This is a genomic window from Stenotrophomonas sp. YJH_SMC_122, from assembly GCF_059369535.1.
The window spans coordinates 315,851-332,803 of record NZ_JCAFST010000001.1; the positions used below are offsets into that span (position 1 = coordinate 315,851).

Sequence of the window (16,953 nt, forward strand, 5' to 3'; positions counted from 1 at the left end):
ATGTGAGTACGCTTTTGTCTGATTGGTGCGCGTTTTGTGAAGGGCTTGCTGTGTTCGATAAGTCTCATTTTTTGGGTTTGTTGAAGGAGCATTCGGGCGATTGTGATCTTCGAAAGATATTTAGCTATTTCTCGTCGTCGGCAGATTTGCATGAGCGCGCGGTTAAGGTTATTTCTTCCGGTAGATTGGATGGTTCGTTGTACCTGCTTCCACGTTTCTCTGCGTCTAGGGAGGAAATTGTTAGGCTTGGGGGTGAGTGGTTAAAAGGCCAGGAGGAAATATGTAGGAGGATCGGTGAGGTCGAAATTGAAGAAATTTGCAGGCGTGCGGAGGTAGTTTTTGTTGCCGGGGGGCATCTGGATTCCGTGCTTCGCATGGATATTCCTCAATATTGGCTGTTTGACGGAATTGGTGACTCTGTTAGGGGGAGTAGAATATCTGAATCCGACCAGGTGTATGCGCTGCTCGAGGCGCTTTATGGCTTGGCTGCCGATTATTATCTGGCGTGGTACATTGGTAGTTCTCTGTTTAAGTTGGATGTGGATTTTGGTCCATACTTTGAATTCTGGCGCATGGGGGGGCGGTGCGCACTGACTGAGTCGCAGTTTCTAGTTTCTAATCAGTAAGTGGTGGTGCATGTGTTCATTTCGGTGCACGCTCGCAGCCCAAGAGTGTGCTAATGGGCGCCTGCGGCATAACCCAGGCATAAGGTCTGATCAACCGCGCCGAATGGGTCGCTGATAGCGGCTCAATCCTCAGCCAGGGCACGCAGATGTCTGCCGAGGGCAACGCCGTGCTGCTGGCCACCCAGGACATCGTGTTCGACGTGGCCCACAACACCGAGCGCAGCGATAGCAGCAGCCGCGGCAAGGGCTGGGGCTTTGCCAACAACACCAGCGGCCTACCGTTTGGTACCAACAACGCGCAGAGCCAGGGCAGCGGTAGCAGTGACACCATCACTGGCACGCAGCTGTCGGTCGGCGGCGGCGTGCGCATGGCCACCACCGAAGGCAACATCAGCCTGACAGCGGCCAACATCGCCGCCGAGAAGGACGTCAGTATCCGTGCCGCCGGTGATCTGCTGGTGCGCAGCGGGCAGGATACGGTCAGCAACGCCAATACGTCGGACAGCAAGGCGATCGGCTCGGTACAGATATCGGATACCGAGAAGTTCTCCGGCTGGCACCGCGAACAGCACCAGGACGACAGCGCGCAGGTGTCACAGGTGGCCAGCAGCATCGGCAGTCTGGGTGGCAGCGTGAACCTGACCGCCGGGGGCAAGTACACGCAGACGGCCAGCAACGTGGTGGCGGCCAAGGACGTGAACATCACCGCCGCCGAGATCGAGCTTTTGACCGCCGACGAAAGCGGCCACTACTCGCAGAGCGACAAGGACCTGAAGATCGGCGTGTTCGCGCGGGTGAAGTCGCCGTTGATCGACCTGATCAACAACGTGGACGCGGCACGTCAGTCCGATGATCGCCTGCAGAAGATGCAGGGCATGGCGGCGGGCGCCAACGCCTACCAGGCAGCCAGTGCGATCTCGGCGCTGTCCGGCCGTGGCGGTAGCGGCGAACTGTTCCGTGCTGAAGCAGGCATCGGCTTCAAGACCGCCAACAGCAGTGCCGATGGCAGCAGCAGCGTGTCGCGTGGTTCCACCATCCAGGGCGGCGGCAACGTCAACCTCACCAGCACCCAGGGCGACATCCATGTGGTGCAGGGCAATCTGAGTGCAGGCAACACCCTCAGCCTGGATTCGGCCGGCGACATTCTGCTGGAAGCAGGCAAGGCGCATGTGGCCGACCGCAGCAAGAGCAGCAATGCCGGCGCCGAAGTCGGCGTGGGGGTCTCTGTAGGCGCGCAGACCGGCGTGTATGTGTACGCCGAAGCGAGCGTTGGCAGCAGCAAGGCCAATGCCGAGAGCAGCACGTGGCAGAACACCACGCTGACCGGCAAGAACATCTCGATGAAGGCCGAGGGTGACACCACGTTGCGCGGCGCGACCGCCACGGCTGACCGCATCGACGTCAAAACCGGCGGCACGCTGACCATCGAATCGCTGCAGGACATTGCCGAGAGCATGTCCAGGAACAGCCAGGTGGGCGGCCGCGTGCAGGTGTCGTTCGGTACCGCGTGGAATGCCGACGGGTATGCCAGCGCAGGCAAGGCCAGCGGCAGCTATCAGGGTGTCGGCCAGCAGAGCGGCCTGTTTGCCGGCAATGGCGGCTACCACGTCGATGCCGGCCACGTGAACCTGGTGGGCGGGGCGATTGCCAGCACTAATGCGGGCAACAGTGAACTGACTGCGGACTCGCTGACGTTCACTGACCTGCAGAACCACATGGACTACGCAGCCAGCTCCGGCAGCATCAGTGGTGGTGCGGGCGGGCAGATGGATGGCTGGGCGCCCAAGCCGGGAACGGCCGCACCGCGAGGTGGTCCGGGCCTGCCGATGATGGAAACGGGCAGCGACAGCAGCTCCACCCTTGCCACCTTGACCGAGGGCAACATCACCATCGGTGGCAAGCAGACGTCGGCGGCTGAGCTGGGCATCAACACCGATGCCAGTGGAGCGCATCGTGCGCTGGATGCATTGCCGGATGCGAGCAAGTTGCTGGCAGACCAGCAGGCGATGGCGGCTGCGGCCGGGACGGTGATGGCCACCAGCCAGCAGATTGCCTGGGATATTGGCAGTGCGGATGCGAAAAAGATCACGGACAAGTATCGGGAGCCGATGAGTCCCGAAGAGAGACGGGCGTTCGATGCGCTTCTTCCCGAGGAGCAGTTCAAGCGCCTGGTCGCGTTCGATGCATCCTACCCGAATGCGCTGGTGACCCAGCAGAAGTGGGCCCCTGATGGTGTCTATGGTCGCGCGCTCGGCGCAGTGACCAGCGCGTTGGTCGGTGGTGTTGGAGGACAGGGACTGGGTCAGCTGGGTTCCAATGCGCTGGCGCCGTATGCGGCTGAACTGATCGGCAAGACGTTTGACCCGAACAAGCAGAGTGCTGTGCCTAGCGAGGCCATGCAGATGCTGTCGCACGCGCTGCTGGGCGCGCTGCTGGCTGAGGCCAATGGTGGCAAGGCGGGAAGTGGGGCGTTGGCGGCCGGTGGTGGTGAGCTCGCGGCGAAGTTCCTGGGTGACTACTACGCCAAACAGAATGGGGGCGAATTGTCACCTGAGCAGGCGGAGCAGGTAAGGGTGCTCGGGCAAGCAGTCGGCGCAATGGCGGGAGGACTTTCCGGTGCAGGAATTTCTGGCGCGACATTGGGCATGGCTGTCGCGAAAAATTCCGTTGAGAACAACTACCTGAATCACGACGAGCGGATGGAGTACCTTCAGGCGACTCTGATGTGTTCCGACTCTGGCAAGGATTGCGATATCAAAGAGAACTTCGAGCGGCTCTCCGCGGAGCGCGATTACAAGTTGTTGATGGCGTGCCAAGTGCCAGGGTCTATCGCGTGCAGTGAGCAGCGATCACTTGCGAAGATTGCGTTGGAATCGCATAACTCTCCTATATATAAGGGGGAGTACGACGCGTGGATGGCGGAGAACGCCGATAAGCTCATCGCTGCGAGCAAGAATGCCGGTTCTGGGGTCAACCTTGAAGAAATTGCCATTCACTCTTCTACCGAAGATCTGCAAAGGAAGGTGTACTGTTCGCTGGTCGGTGAGTGTGGTTCGAACACTGTCGATCTATTGCGTGGTGCAGGCTACGGTGCGGAAGCTGACTGGCTGTCGTCGACGAATCGAGCAGTCGCTGGTGCTGCCTTTGTAAATGGGCTCTGGACTGGGGGAAGAGACCTGGTAGCGGGTGCTGCAAGCATGAACCAGATCGGTGTTCTGCTGGGTTTGGTCTCGGATTACAAGGAGATGGACAAGCTTGGCTTGCAGGCCTTCTCCCAAAAACGCAACAACGCGATAAGCCAGGCCATCAATGAGTACATGGAGAAGACTGCGGGGTTGGCCTACTACTTAGCTGGTGGACGAAACTCGTGGAACTTTGAGGATGTCGACCAAGCAGCGAACGTTGGCGGAAAGCTCACTGTTGATATCGGAACCTCTTTGTTAGGGCCTGAGGCGTTCCTTGCAAAGGGGGCTAAGACCACCGCATTGGAGGCCGCTGCCTCGGAGGCGCTCGAACGAGCTCGAGTGGCGCGCTCGGTAAAATTGGAGCCGGATGGCTCGTTGCCGCCGCATTTGCTGCCAGATAACATTGTTGGGGATGGAAGTATTGCTCACTTGGGGGGTGTTAATTATCCGGACGGCATATCATTCAAGGTCGATATTGATGCGCATATTTCTCGTCCAGATGGTTATTCTCAGAAGAACGGAATTTCTGGGGCGCACAATTCAGTGGAATTCAGGTCGGAGGCTGCGGCTCGTGGCGTGAAAATCGTAAGCGAGGTTTCCACGGATGTTCCGGGTGTTTCCGTTATTTCCTATCAGGTGCCGGCATTGGATCCTACTGGGAAAGTAATTGTGGGCTATAAAAATAAAGTCCAGACGAAGACGGTTTATGATCCGGCTATAATGTCAGATAGGAAGGTTTTGGCGCTCGGCCAGGAGGCTGCTGCGAAGGGTTACAAGGACGCTGTTGCTGCGGGGAAGAGGATATATGAGTCCAATGCGGGAGGCGTCTCTTTCGTTGTGTACATCGATGATGCTGGTGTAGTTAAAAATTTCCACCCTAAGTGAGGCTGTTATGAGTGATCAGTTGTTTGGATCTTGGATGGATAAGAGAGATTCTGATTGGGTGGTTTTTGCCTACTTTGATTGGATTTATTCGTCGGGAATGTTTATTCAGATGCTCGAGTGTCTATCAAGGGGCTGGGGTTTTGGTACCGATGATGTTGATTGTAGATTTCCGGATAACAATAGCTTCGACGTGGATGATCATTTTTCTGGGGTGGAATTTTCATATGGGCTCAAGTACGACCCGGACGTTGTAATTGTTAGTGATGAAGAGTTTAGTAGATACCTGGGTATGGCATGTCTCAAGTATATAGAAAGAGCTCCGGGATCGGCTGAGTACGTTCGCTCAATGCTGTGCCGGAATGAGCCGGGAAATGGCTAATCCAGACTGCGGCCCTGCTGATGATGGCAGCATCGTTAATGCGGGAGCCGTGGCTGGCGCTGTTGCCATCGCTGGTGAGCCGTCTGCTTACGCATTGCTGGCGAGCTCGCTGTGCCTGTGTCATCGCCAGAATATTATCGGGTGCTTCAGGGCTGGGTCTGGCTGGGGTCGCGTTGAATGTGGGGATTGCCAAGAATTCTGTTGAGAGCAACTGGCTTGGCAGGCCGGAAATCGCACTCATGGAGTCCGAGCGGGCTGCGTGAGGTGGCAAGTCCGGAGAGACGTCGATGGTGAGTTCAAGGTCCTTGATGACGTTGCCCGGACTTTGGGTGAGAAAAGAGCGGCAACAGAGCGAATTGACTTGTTTTCGGAGTTAAAGGCGTGCGCAAGCTGCTCAGGTGTGATAATGCGGTTTGGTGAGCGGTATCCGGAAATTCAGTTGAATATATCTACTGGGAAATGAGTGTGAGAAGGTGGGGTTACCTGGATTATTTGAATTCCATAAAGGCCGATGTTGCTGAGGGCTTGGAGGTGCTTGGGTATGATGTGTTTCAGTCATTGTATTTTGCGTATAGCTCTCTCGAGCTTAAGCTCCAACATGATCCCGATGAGGTTGTGTTTGCGGTGACTGCCGTTCTTGCGGTCATTATGGAGCGGGGGGTTCTGTCAAAATATAAAGATGCGGATGAGTTCGTAGTTGGATTTATGGATTGCTATGCGGGGGGTGGGGTTAGGGCGGGCGCTGCGTTGCTGCAGGGTGATGATCGGGATCATTTTAATGGTGATGTCGAGAGGGTGGCCGCCGCATTGGAGGGTATGGGGATTTGTCGGAGATGATGAGTGAATTCCTTCCGGTTTTTGATTGGAGGCTATTTGAGCTTTGATGATGCGCGCGGTGATGTCGGAGTGGATGGGGTGCTTGCAGTCGGTTTCGGTGCATTTGATGCTCGATTTATAACCGTCGTCAACATCGCGACTGCTGCATATGCTGGTGGATTTACTGCAGTACGAGTGGCTGGAGAAATGCGTTTTATATCAATCGTTACGAACTGCAAAACGGTCCGCTAGACCTTCCGGGGCTACAGAGACAGTTCCTGCCGCTCGAGGATGAGCCGGAGCAGATCGTGACTGCAATCTGCGTTGTGGCTTGAGGGTGTTTCTGGTCGTTGCATTGAGTCTGTGAAAAGCCGCCCTTGAATGCAGACAGCGGCACCTCAATGGCCGGGATGCTACGTGGGAATCGGTCTTGAGTGATCTCGTGGCGAGTTCGGATAAAAGATAATGAGAGTAAGGATTGACCCGCCTTCGGCAGCACTGTCGGTGAAGCAGTACAGCGCACAGATACAGCCTCCGATGGGCTGAGCGAGAAGGATGCACTGGCGATCGTGGTAGGAGACAGGTTCTCCACCTATCTCCACCACTGGAGGCTGTACGAAGCAAGCGGCAGGGCGCCAAGGCGATGGAACTGGCCGGCGTTCCTGTTCTCGTCACTCTGGTTCTTCTTCCGGCGCATGCATGCGTGGGGCACAATCTGGTTCATCCTTTCGCCGTTACTGATGACCACCTTCGCGCTGCTGGGGCTGCCATGGTTGTCCTCGCTCTCTTTCGTGGTGTTCGCGTACTTGCAGGAATCCTGGCGAATCCGCTGTACCTGTCGCATTGCCGAAGGATTGTCCGCAAGGTTGATGCCGAGCATCGCGGGGCACATCGGCGGCACCTTGAGCTGCAGAAGGCTGGTGGTGTCAGCTACACCGCTCTGGTGATCGCCTTGGCGGTAACGGCCTCACAGAACACCCTGATCAAACTGATCGTTGGTTCGATATCAGAGCCAACGCCCACGCAGTCTGCTGTGCACGTGGCGGCGAACCCGCCGGATCTGCCGGACCCGCGAATAGAGGAAGCAGAGCGGGTGGCGTACCAGGAGCAAATGCGTGCGATCGCAATGACGGCGTGGCCAGCAGGTGTTCCCATTGAGGGCAATGCCTGCATTGTCGAGCTGCGGCTGGCGTCCCCGGGGCGAGTGCTGGAGGCCAATGTTCTGGAGCCGTGCACGTTGAGCGAGGCGCAGCGCGAGATGATGCTGGGCGAGATCAGGCGCACGGACTTCACGATCGAGGGAAAGATGCAGTTCTTCAACAGGCATACCCTCATCGGCTTGCGCAGGTAATGAGCATTTCGCTGTTTCTCGAGGTCGAAGCCGGTGCCGATCTGGATGCCGTGCTGCGCGCTCTGGACTCGATCCAGGCCGAGTACTCCGACGGTACTGACTGTACTGACGGTTTGCGTGGATATCTTCCAGCGTCCAACACCGGCTTCGGGTTCGGCATCGTCGACCCGCCGGAGGCACTCGCAGCGGAAGGGATTGAAGCCGAGTGGCAGGTGGGGCTGCTGGGCTCGTTTCATTTCCGCGCGAGCGGGTTTGAAAGTGCCTGGGAGGAAATCTGCCGCTTCATCAAGCGCTACGCCGCGATGTGGGGTTCCGGTTTGTGCTCTCGTTCCAGTTCGAGAGCGTCTATGCGGCAAGGCTCGGGAAGGATCTGGTCCTTCCGGGGCCTGCTGCACCGTAATGCTGGATACCGGAGCGGCAGGCCCCGGCCCGATCTCATTCTGACTATCAGTGGCGATATACCTTATGGATATAACACGTCCGTGGGTCGTCTGATTTCACACCTGTCTGCACAGTTCCAGAGTTTTGGATCGATATAATAATATCGCCCCATAAAGTTTCCCCTGCCCGCGCCGCCATCGATCGTACGGCCATGATCAAGGGAATTGAGATGCTCGCCTTACGCAACCTCCGAGTGGGATCCCGGCTGGGTGCCGGGTTTGGTCTGCTGCTGCTGTTCATCGTGGCCATCGTCGGCCTGGCGCTGTACGGAAACCATCTGAAGTCCGCCCAGTTCTCGAAAGTGGTGGACGTCAACATGGTGAAGATGCGGCTGTTGAACGAGATGCTGGATACCAACAACGCGGTGCTGATGCATCGCCGGCTGATGGTGATCAAGCGCGGCGAGGATTTCGACAAGGATTATCAGAAGGCGCAGGAACTGTCGCAGACCTACGACGGTATCTGGGCCAATTACATCAAGATTCCGCGCGACGCCACCGGCGATACCCTGGTCGCGAAGATCGACGCGGCACGCAAGGCCACCGACGCCTCCACCCAGCATCTGCACGAGCGCATGAAGGCCGGGGATTTTGACGGTGCGGCCAAGGAACTGCTCGCCGAGCACGGCCTGGCTACCGCGTGGAACGAGACGATCTCGACCCTGCTGCGGCATCAGGAGACACTGACCGCGCGCAGTCGCGAGGAATACCGTTCAACCGAGTCCTGGACCGGCACGCTGTCGATCGTGTTCGGTGTGCTGAGCCTGATACTGGGCTCGCTGGCCGCGTGGGCCATCACCCGCAGCCTGACCCGCCCGCTGGAAGGTGCGGTGAAGCTGGCCGACGGCATCGCCAACGGGCGGCTGGACAACAGCATCGACGCGTCCGGCAACGATGAGGTGACGCAGCTGCTCAGGTCGATGCAGCGCATGCAGGCGCAGTTGCAGTCGGTGATGGCGGCGCAGGGCGAGTTGGCCCGTCAGCACGATGCAGGCAGCCTCAGCTATCGCATGGACGAGAGTGCCTTCCCCGGCGACTACGGGCGCATGGTGCACGAGACGAATGCGCTGGTCGGCTCGCATGTGCAGGTGCAGAACCGGCTGATCGAAGTGATGAAGCACTACGCCCAGGGCGACCTGTCGGTGGACATGGATCCGCTGCCGGGCGAGAAGGCGGCGATCACCCAGGCAATGGACGAGACCAAGACCAGCCTTTCGGCGATCAACGGCGAGATCCGCCGGCTGGCGACGGCCGCGGCGGCGGGCGACTTCAGCCTGCGCGGCGATGAAGATCGCTTCGCCTACGATTTCCGCGACATGGTGGCCGGGCTCAATCGCTTGATGCAGACCACCGACCAGAACCTGGTACAGGTGTCGACCCTGCTGCAGGCGATCTCCCGCGGTGACCTCACCGTACGCATGCAGGGTGACTTCCACGGGGTGTTCGCCCGCATGCGCGATGACTGCAATGCCACCGTCGATCAGCTCAAGCAGATTGTCGGCCGCATCCAGTCCAGCGCATCCAGCATCAACCTGGCGGCAGGCGAGATCGCCTCGGGCAACACCGATCTGTCGCGGCGCACCGAGCAGCAGGCAGCGAACCTGGAAGAGACGGCTGCGTCGATGGAGGAACTGACCTCCACCGTGAAGCAGAACGCCGAGCACGCACGGCAGGCCAACCAGCTCGCCATCGGCGCGCACAGTGTCGCGTCAGAGGGCGGCGAGGTGGTCGGACAGGTGGTCACCACGATGTCGGCCATCGAAGCCTCGTCGAAGAAGATCGCCGAGATCATCAGCGTCATCGACGGTATCGCCTTCCAGACCAACATCCTGGCCTTGAATGCGGCGGTGGAGGCTGCGCGTGCTGGCGAGCAGGGCAGGGGCTTTGCGGTGGTGGCCAGTGAGGTGCGCACGCTGGCACAGCGCTCGGCCGGTGCGGCCAAGGAGATCAAGGGCCTGATCGAGGATTCGGTCGGCAAGGTCGCCGATGGATCGGCGCTGGTCCGCCAGGCAGGCACTACGATGGGCGAGATCGTGGCGTCGGTGCAGCGCGTGACCGACATCATGGCCGAGATCTCTGCCGCGTCGCAGGAGCAGAGCTCGGGCATCGAACAGGTCAACCAGGCGGTGGTGCAGATGGACGAAACCACGCAGCAGAATGCGGCGCTGGTGGAAGAAGCCAGCGCGGCGGCACGGTCCATGGCGGAGCAGGCCAACCTGCTGGCCGAGGCGGTTTCGGTGTTCCGCACCGGTGCGGCAACCGCGGCTGCAGCCGTGCGTCCGGCCCTGGCTGCGGTGGCCGCGACGGTCACTCCGGTGCGCAGGCCGGCGGCACTGTCGCCGCGCATCGAGCCGACGCTGGCCGCCAATGCCGGTGGTTGGGAAGAGTTCTAGGGGCGTGGCGCGCCAGTAGGGAGACGGCGCCCATCACGATGGCTGATCGTGATGGGCGCGGATTTTCTTCCTGAACGCGCGATGGCCGATGAGGTGGCGGACACGCGCATTTCACTTCCGGTTGCCGACCGCAGGAGGAGACTTGCGCCATACCGGAACTCAGGAGATGGCCATGAAGACCTCGACCCGATTGCTTGTGCTGGGCACCCTGCTGGCGGCTTCGTCGGTGGCCGGCGCGCAGACGTATGGCCCGCGCGATGAGGGACGCAAGTTCAACGACGGCAGCCGCGTGGTCTGCAAGAACGTGGAAGTGCAGCGCAACTCGCGCGATCCGAACCGCATTGCGGGTACGGCCACGGGCGCAGTGATCGGCGGCCTACTGGGCAACCAGGTGGGCGGCGGCAATGGCAAGAAGCTCGCTACCGTGGCCGGTGCTGTGGCCGGTGGCGCGGCCGGTCGCCAGATCCAGGGCAACAGCCAGCAGAAGAACGGCGACCGCGTGGTCGAGCGCCGTTGCGAGCGTGTCTATCGTTGATCGGTTGCCGTCCCGCCCTGTCCAGCCCTTCCACAGTGCAGTACTCGAACGCCGGCCCCGCGCCGGCGTTCATCGTTCCGGACCTGTATCGCTGACTCCGGCGTCGTGCCTATACTGCGCCGACTCAACGGATGAACGTCCAGTGAACGAATCGGCTCCAGCTCCCCAAGCGGCACCGCTCGCCAGGCATGACCCGATACCGGAAGCGATTGCCCATCCCCATCGGGTGCGTGATCGCACCGATGAACTCGAGCTCTTCATTTCGGGCCTGCTGGCGTTCGCACTGCTGGCCGTGCCGGGTTATCTGTTCGACGCCTGGGCGCGCAGCAGCCTGCACACCGAAGGCATGTACTTCCAGATGCTCTGGTTCGGTTTCAGCATCAGTGTCGGCATGTGCTATGTGCTGGCAGTGGCCTTGATCATCCACCTCACGGTGCGCGGCTACTGGATCGGGCTGATCGGCCTCAGGTCGCATTTCCCCGATGGCATTGACTGGGGGCGCCTGCCAAGAATGGGGGCGGTCACGCGCGCCTTCCTGCAGGCCCGGGACGGAGGCCTTGATGGCAGCATCGAACGTGCCGACCGGCTGGCGACGATGCTGTTCTCGACCACCCTGCTTGCCGTACAGACATTGGCGGGCACGCTGGTGCTGGCCGTTCTGACGCTCGGTGTGTCGATGGTGATCGGCGCGCTGTCCGGTGGCGCCGATCATGTCGCCATGCTCGCCCTGTGCACCGTGCTGGCCGCAATGTTGGCGCTGGCTGTTACCCCCGGGATCCTGGAAAAGATCGTGGCACGGCGGCAGGCGCGCGGGCAGCCCCATGAGCGACCGCAGCAACTGCTGCAGGGCATGCTGGCGGCACTGCAACGGGTTCCGCTGTTGCGCCTGATGCAGACCATGCAGCTGACCATGCAGAGCAACCTGCGCTCGCGCTCGTTCATGGCGGCCTACCTGTTCGCGGTGCTGGTGGCGATGCTGCTGGCGGCCGTGCAGGTGATGGCGTCGTTGAAGTTCTCGCTGTTCAACCGTTACCAGATCGTCACGGAAGCGGCGGTTGAGCACGGCATGCTGAGTGCGCATTACGAATCGATGCGTTCGGCGCATGACCAGCTGCTGCCGTACCCGATGATCCCGTCGGACACGATCAGCGGTGCGCAGCTTCGTTTGTTCATTCCGCATCGCCCGCAACGCGACAATCCGCTGGCGCGCCAGCATTGCACCGCACTTCCGGACGCGCGCAATGAGGCCACCGGGCAACAGGCCGCCAATGCCGCAGTGGAGTGCCTTTCCCGGCTCTGGCAGGTCAAGCTGGACGGCACCCCGGTCGACCTGCAGGGCTTCGTGCCCATGGAGCGGCGTGACCTGGATATGCGCGGCCTGGTGGGGTACCTGCCTACCCGGGGGCTCGCACCCGGACGCCATGACCTGGAACTGGTGTGGAATGCTGCAGGCGGCGAGCGGGGGGCCGGACGGCGGCGCGCGTTCCGCATCCCGTTCTGGTATGCCCCGGATCCATGAACGATGGATCAAAACGGCCATGCCGCGCCGCTTGAACCGGCCGCTTACGACTTGATTCCCTCCGTCCCCTTTTTGGCGAGGAGGCGCCAGGTGGCGAGGCTGCCGTAGAGCAGCAGCAGGACGGTGAGGGTGATCAGTTCGTGGCTGACGTCGGCCAGGCGGGCGTCCATCTGGTTCAGGCGCACCATCAGGTTGATGCCCGAGGTGGTCGGCAGCAGCTGTGCCAGCCAGACCAGCGGTTGCGGCGTCATCACCGCCGGCCATGACAGGTTGGCCAGGAAGAACAGCGGGATCGAGGTGGCGATGATGTACTGGAAGGCGCGCTCGCGGGTGCGGAAGAAGCTGCCGACGAACAGGCCGAAGGCCACGGTGGCGGCGATGAACAAGGTGCCGCCCAGCAGCTGGCCCATCGGGTTGCCGCCGCGCGGATAGTCCTGCACCCAGGCAGTGAAACCGGCGTACCAGAACAGGCCGAACAGGCCGATCAGGCCGAAGCCCAACGCCATGCCGGCCAGCGTCGGCAGGTCGAAGCGCAGGCGCCGGCCCAGTGCGAGGCGGCGGCCGCCGAGCAGAACACCGATGCCCATCAACAGCGTCTGGTGCACGATCAGCTCGGCCACGCCGGGCACGATGGCGCTGCCATAGCCTTCCTGCGTGTTGTACAGCGGGCGCTGCACCAGGGTGACCGGCGGTGCCTGCGGCGCACCCATGAAGGCGGCCTGGCCGACCACGGCATCACGCCCGAACGCACCCAGCGCATCAGCTACGCTGCCCAGCACCCAGCTGGCGCGGCCCAGGTAGGCACCGTTGCCAAGCAATACCAGCCTGGCCGGATGGCCGCGCAGGATGTCGCGCTCCAGGTTGGCCGGGATCACGACGATCCCCTCGGCATGGCCGGCTTCCAACTGCCGGCGTGCGCTGTCGACGTCCGCCGGTTGCCCGACCACGCGCGCAACGCGCAGTGCGTCGAGCTTGCGCAGCAGCTCGCGGCTGGTCGCGCTGTGGTCTTCGTCCACCACCAGCACCGGCAGGTTGCCGGCCACCTGGTGCCGGTAGGCGGCTGGATAGAAGAACGAGTACAGGATCACCGCACCGACCATCACCACGATCGCGTAGCGGTCGCACAGCACCGCCATCAGGGTCTGCCGCAGGCTGCGCCAGAGTACGCTCATGCGTCAGCCCCTGCGGATTGTGCGGCGGCAGGCGTGCGTGCAAAGGCGATCAGGCGCAGGCCGCCGATGCCACCGGCCACCACCGTCATCAATAGCAGCGTAGCCAGTGGCCATGCCGAAACCTGCAGCGGCGAGCCGATGAACTGCTGCTGGGTCTGCAGCTTGATGTAGGCGCTCAATGGCAGCAGCTGGTGCCAGACGCGGGTAAACAACGGCCCGTCCAGCACTGGGAAGGTAGCGCTGGAGAACGCCAGTGCGGTGCCGATGCTCAGACCGACCGCCGACAATGCGGTGCCCATGTCGCGGGTGACGCCGACGAAGAACAGCGCGTAGGCGGCCGTGGCCAGGTAGAACAGGGGTTGTGCGATCAGCAGCAGAAGCACGCTGCCGGCCACACCATCTCCGCGCAGCCAGGCCAGATAGCCGATGCCGAGCGCGCCATACAGCGAGAACAGCAGGAGGTACGGCGCGACCTTGCCGGCAATCGCCGACCACGGCGTTCGAGCCAGCCAGGCGGGCAGGGTGCCATCGCGGATCTCGCGGCCGAGGCTGCCGGCCACGGCAAGTGCCAGTACCAGTGACAGCACCGCCGGGAAGATCAGTGGCAGCAGGAACAATTCGTAGCTGCGCGCCGGGTTGTAGAGGATGTCCGACTGCACCGCGATCGGCGCCGCGCGCAGCTTGCCCGGGCCGACCTGCAGGCCGATGCGCTCGCGCAGCAGGCGCGCGTTCCATGCGGAAACCGCGTCGCCGATGTCGCGCGCCGCCGACTGGCCGGTGGTCATGTAGGTGGCGTTGTAATAGGCGAACACCGTGCCCTGGCGTCCACGCAACGCCTGCCGGGTGACATCGCGCGGCACCAGCACGATGGCGAACACGTCCAGGCTGCGCAGCTGCGAACGTGCCTCCTCCAGGTCCGCTGGCTGGCTGGCGACGCGTACGCCGGGACTGGCGTCGAGCATGCGCAGCAGCAGGCGGCTGTCACTGCTGTGGTCAAGGTCGACCACAGCAATCGGGATGTCGCGCATCACTGACGGCGTGAACATCCATGCCATCACTACCAGCATCAGCAGTGGCAGCAGGGTCACCAGCAGCAGGTCGGCACGGGTGCCGCGCAGCGACTGCAGCTCGCGCCGCCACGAAGCGGCGAAGCCGTTGCGGTCCGGGCTCAGTGCTGGGGCCATGCGAACAGCACGCTCATGCCGGGGCGGAAGCCCTCGATGCGGCGTACTGGGCGCACCCGCACCTCGAAGCTGCGGACGTCATAGCCGGACGACTGGCGGGTGGTACGCCAGGTTGCATAGTCACCGGCCGGATTGATGAAGTAGACCTCGAACTCGCCATCCAGGCCCAGCGCCGGCACGCTGCCCTGCAGCCTGCTGCCGACCTTCAGGCCCTGCATCTGCGATTCGCGCAGGTTCATCGCCACCCACATGCGGTCGATGTCGACCAGGGTGAACACGGGATAGCCGGCTGGCACCAGCTCGCCCGGGTCGGCCATGCGCTTGTTGATCTCGCCCGCCACCGGCGCGCGTCCCTCCACTTCGGCACGCGCCGCGTTGACTTCGGCCACCGCGCCCTGCGCCTGCTGCACCTGGCCCTGCGCGGCGCGCTTGTCCTGCTCGCGGGCGCCGGCCAATGCCATGTCGTACTGCGCGCGGGCGGCGCGGGCCAGTTCGCGCGAACTGGTGGCCTGGGCGTGCGCTTCATCGCGCTTCTGCCGGGTCATCACCCCTTCGTTGAACAGGTTCTGCACGCGCCGGTAGGTGGCTTCGGCCAGCGTCGCGCCGGCTTCGGCCCGCTTCCAGTTCGCTTCGGCGGCGCGGATGTCTTCGCTGCGCGCGCCTTCGTCGGCCTTGTCGGCCACCGCCTGCGCAGCCGCCAATGCGCCGTGCGCCTGCTGTTCCTTGGCAGCCACTTCGGGGCTGTCGAGCAGGAACAGCACCTGCCCGGGCTGCACGCGATCGCCCTCGCGCACCTTCAGCTCGGCCACGCGCGCGGTGATCTTGGCGGCCACGTTGATCGTGTCCGCATCGGCCATGCCCTGGATCTGGTCGGCCGGGCTGCGCCAGGCCAGCCACAGGCCCAGCACCACCGCGACCAGCAGGACCACCAGCAGGATCGGTCCCAGCCGTCGCTTGCCGGGGGGCGTCGTCGCATCGTCGTGCAGCACATCACTCATGGTCGATCACCTCGTCCGCACGCCGCCGGAATTCTTCGAAACGGTCCATCTGTCCACTGATCTCCAGCAACTGTGCCAGCGCAATGTCGTATTGGTAGGCGGCCTGTGCGCGCTCGACACGGGCACCGCCCAGGCCGAGCCGCGCGTCGATCACATCCAGCGAGGTGGCCTGGCCTTCGCGGAACGCCAGTTCCTGCAGGCGCAGGTTTTCCTGTGCCTGGGCGATGCTGCTGTCGAGCAGCACGAACTGCTGGCGCGCGGTTTCCAGTTCGTTCCAGGCCTTGCGCACGCCCAGTGCGACCTGGTTCTCGGCCTCGCGCAGGCCGGCTTCGGCCTGCTCCTGCTGCGCACGTGCCGCGCTGATCTGCGCCGGCCGCGAGTTCGGCGACAGGAAGGTGTACTTCAGGCCGATGCCGAACGCCCAGTCCGGATCGGTCAGCATTTCGTCGCGGCGGCGGAAGTCATACTGGCCGAACGCGAAGATCTGTGGCTTCAGCTTGGCCTGCTGCACGCGCACGCCCTGTTCGGCCTGCGCCACCATCGCCCGCAGGCGCGCGATCTGCGGTTGCCGTGCCTGCGCGGTGCGCTCGAAGCTGGCCACCGGTTCCAGCGGCACGCGCTGCACGAACAGCGGCGACACCGGCTGCACCTCGCCGCCACTGCGCAGCAGCGTGGCCAGTGCGGCCTTCAGCGTAGCCAGATCATTCACCGTCTTCTGGTATTCGCGCTCGGCCTTGTCGCGGGCCACGGTGGCCTGCAGGCGCTGGGCGCGGGTGGCGAAGCCCTCGCGTTCCAGCTTCTCTGCGTCGGACAGGTGGCGGTTGAGGCCGTCGCGTACGTCGCGGCGCACGTCCACCGCCTGCTCGGCCAGGCGCTGGCCGAAGTAGGCCTGGGCCAGCTGCACGGTCAATGATTGGCGCTGTACCTCGCGCTCGGCGCTGGCCTGTTCGTGGGCGGCGCTGGCGGCACGTTGCGCGGCCGGAATCACGCCGCCGGTGTACAGCGGCAGCACCGCGGTGACCACTGGGCGGGTGCGCCAGTCGCGTTCGGTGAACGACAGCGGCGAGTCGATGCCAAAGGCCTCGGCGACAGGCGCCAGCGAACCCAGTGGCAGGGTGAGGGTCTTCTGGAACTGCAGCCTGCGTACTTCGCCGGTGATTTCCGGCAGGCGCAGCAGTCGGGTGGCGTCCTGCAGGTCCCGCTTGTTGCGTACCGCTGCATCAGCGGCGGCCAGCGCATCGGAGACCTGCTCCAGGCGTTGGCGTGCCTGTTCCCAGTCCAATGCGGGGGCGTCGTTGCTGTTCTGCGCGGACGCAGCGATTGGCAGGAAGGTCGCCAGCACCAGCGCCAGCGCGGCCTTCGCGCGGTGCATCCTTGTACGTCGGCCGATCACGCCCATGCCGTCCCAGTGGTAAAGAAGTGCACAAACGGTAGTGCGCGTGGCGTGAAGCCCGGGTCTGCGGTCATCGG

The 16,953-nt window shown here is 62.6% G+C and carries 14 protein-coding genes and 1 pseudogene; 11 read left to right on the forward strand and 4 right to left on the reverse strand.

Going from position 1 to position 16,953, the window contains the following annotated elements:
- The first annotated feature begins 2 nt into the window (after window positions 1–2).
- The 11 genes and pseudogenes from AC5P66_RS01495 (at window position 3) to AC5P66_RS01545 (ending at window position 12,129) form a co-directional block, all read left to right on the forward strand.
- Window positions 3–626, forward strand: a complete 624-nt coding sequence (locus tag AC5P66_RS01495; protein WP_146256728.1) for a hypothetical protein — start codon at window positions 3–5, stop codon at window positions 624–626.
- Between the two features lie 107 nt (window positions 627–733).
- Window positions 734–4,696: pseudogene (locus tag AC5P66_RS01500) on the forward strand (hemagglutinin repeat-containing protein); the annotation flags it as partial.
- Between the two features lie 7 nt (window positions 4,697–4,703).
- Window positions 4,704–5,075 carry a ribonuclease toxin immunity protein CdiI gene (gene cdiI / locus AC5P66_RS01505; RefSeq protein WP_146256727.1) on the forward strand — a complete coding sequence of 124 codons (372 nt, stop codon included), beginning with the start codon at window positions 4,704–4,706 and terminating at the stop codon, window positions 5,073–5,075.
- Window positions 5,076–5,334: 259 nt separating this feature from the next.
- Window positions 5,335–5,538 carry a deaminase domain-containing protein gene (locus AC5P66_RS01510; RefSeq protein ID WP_199161080.1) on the forward strand — a complete coding sequence of 68 codons (204 nt, stop codon included), beginning with the start codon at window positions 5,335–5,337 and terminating at the stop codon, window positions 5,536–5,538.
- A gap of 29 nt (window positions 5,539–5,567) precedes the next feature.
- On the forward strand, window positions 5,568–5,912 hold the full coding sequence (locus AC5P66_RS01515) for a hypothetical protein (RefSeq protein ID WP_143566546.1): 345 nt from the start codon (window positions 5,568–5,570) through the stop codon (window positions 5,910–5,912).
- Between the two features lie 3 nt (window positions 5,913–5,915).
- Window positions 5,916–6,143: a hypothetical protein gene (locus tag AC5P66_RS01520; RefSeq protein ID WP_143566454.1), complete on the forward strand. Its 228-nt coding sequence runs from the start codon at window positions 5,916–5,918 to the stop codon at window positions 6,141–6,143.
- 391 nt (window positions 6,144–6,534) lie between these two features.
- On the forward strand, window positions 6,535–7,242 hold the full coding sequence (locus AC5P66_RS01525; protein ID WP_240458955.1) for a hypothetical protein: 708 nt from the start codon (window positions 6,535–6,537) through the stop codon (window positions 7,240–7,242).
- Complete coding sequence (locus tag AC5P66_RS01530) at window positions 7,242–7,781, forward strand: hypothetical protein (protein WP_240458956.1); 540 nt, start codon at window positions 7,242–7,244, stop codon at window positions 7,779–7,781. Before AC5P66_RS01525 ends, AC5P66_RS01530 begins: the two co-directional genes overlap by 1 nt.
- 71 nt (window positions 7,782–7,852) lie before the next feature.
- Entirely contained in the window at window positions 7,853–10,075 is a 2,223-nt protein-coding gene (locus tag AC5P66_RS01535; protein WP_099494793.1) for a methyl-accepting chemotaxis protein, read from the forward strand.
- A 166-nt stretch (window positions 10,076–10,241) separates the two neighbouring features.
- The gene (locus AC5P66_RS01540) at window positions 10,242–10,610 is read left to right on the forward strand and encodes a glycine zipper 2TM domain-containing protein (protein WP_005415760.1); all 369 of its coding nucleotides are present in this window, start codon (window positions 10,242–10,244) and stop codon (window positions 10,608–10,610) included.
- A complete protein-coding gene (locus tag AC5P66_RS01545) occupies window positions 10,519–12,129 on the forward strand; it encodes a hypothetical protein (protein ID WP_181452405.1) in 1,611 nt (536 codons plus the stop codon). The genes AC5P66_RS01540 and AC5P66_RS01545 overlap by 92 nt, the downstream gene beginning before the upstream one ends.
- 44 nt (window positions 12,130–12,173) lie before the next feature.
- Here the strand turns inward: AC5P66_RS01545 and AC5P66_RS01550 are convergent, their stop codons facing one another.
- From AC5P66_RS01550 to AC5P66_RS01565, 4 genes are read right to left on the reverse strand one after another with little or no spacing between them, the layout of a single operon-like run.
- Complete coding sequence (locus AC5P66_RS01550; protein ID WP_100477764.1) at window positions 12,174–13,301, reverse strand: ABC transporter permease; 1,128 nt, start codon at window positions 13,299–13,301, stop codon at window positions 12,174–12,176.
- Window positions 13,298–14,485: an ABC transporter permease gene (locus AC5P66_RS01555; RefSeq protein WP_099494794.1), complete on the reverse strand. Its 1,188-nt coding sequence runs from the start codon at window positions 14,483–14,485 to the stop codon at window positions 13,298–13,300. The genes AC5P66_RS01550 and AC5P66_RS01555 overlap by 4 nt, the downstream gene beginning before the upstream one ends.
- Window positions 14,470–15,483 (reverse strand): HlyD family secretion protein, encoded by a 1,014-nt coding sequence (locus AC5P66_RS01560; RefSeq protein ID WP_099494795.1) that lies wholly within the window; start codon window positions 15,481–15,483, stop codon window positions 14,470–14,472. The genes AC5P66_RS01555 and AC5P66_RS01560 overlap by 16 nt, the downstream gene beginning before the upstream one ends.
- Window positions 15,476–16,882: a TolC family protein gene (locus AC5P66_RS01565; protein ID WP_111096413.1), complete on the reverse strand. Its 1,407-nt coding sequence runs from the start codon at window positions 16,880–16,882 to the stop codon at window positions 15,476–15,478. Before AC5P66_RS01565 ends, AC5P66_RS01560 begins: the two co-directional genes overlap by 8 nt.
- Between the last annotated feature and the right edge of the window lie 71 nt (window positions 16,883–16,953).